The organism is Gordonia sp. DT30 (assembly GCF_049844915.1).
In the GTDB taxonomy this organism is placed as follows: domain Bacteria; phylum Actinomycetota; class Actinomycetes; order Mycobacteriales; family Mycobacteriaceae; genus Gordonia.
Genome location: NZ_JBNCLY010000063.1, coordinates 1 through 732, shown reverse-complemented (window position 1 = coordinate 732; position 732 = coordinate 1). Strand labels below are relative to the sequence as shown.

Annotated in this window: 1 protein-coding gene; it reads right to left on the bottom strand. The window is 65.0% G+C overall.

All coding sequences use genetic code 11. From position 1 onward, the window contains the following. On the bottom strand, positions 1 to 732 hold a 732-nt coding region (locus ACLQ3C_RS21440; RefSeq protein ID WP_425707111.1), incomplete at both ends, for a phosphopantetheine-binding protein.

The window sequence follows — 732 nt, the reverse complement described above, 5'->3', positions numbered from 1 at the left end:
CGAGTTCTTCGACGGTGGGTGCATCGAACACATCCCGCACCGACACCGACACCCCGAACACATCAGCCACCCGAGCCGCCACCCGCATCGCCGACAACGAATTACCACCCAACGAAAAAAACGACTCCCCCAACCCCACCCGCGACACACCCAACACCTGCTCGAACACCGACGCCACCGACACCTCCGCCACCGACCCCGGCGCCACGAACCCCACCTGCGACACCACCACCGGCGGCAACACCCGACGATCCAACTTCCCCGCACTGTTCACCACCAACTCATCGGTCACCACCCACACCGACGGACACATATACCCCGGCAACACCCCGGCCACATACTCACCCACCACACCCACATCCACCGACCCCGGCGACACATACCCCACCAACTGCTGCCCACCACCACCATCGACCACCGCACACACCGCATGCACCACACCCGGCGCCGCCGCAACCACCGCCTCCACCTCACCCAACTCCACCCGCTGCCCCCGCAACTTCACCTGAAAATCCGTACGCCCCAAATACTCGATCTCCCCACCAACACCCCACCGCACCAGATCACCCGTCCGATACAACCGCGAACCCCCACCACCAAACGGATCCGCCACAAACCGCTCCGCACTCAACCCCGCCCGCGACGCATACCCCCGCGCCACCTGCACACCACCCAGATACAACTCACCCGCAACCCCGGGCGGCACCACACCCAACCGCGCATCCAACACAT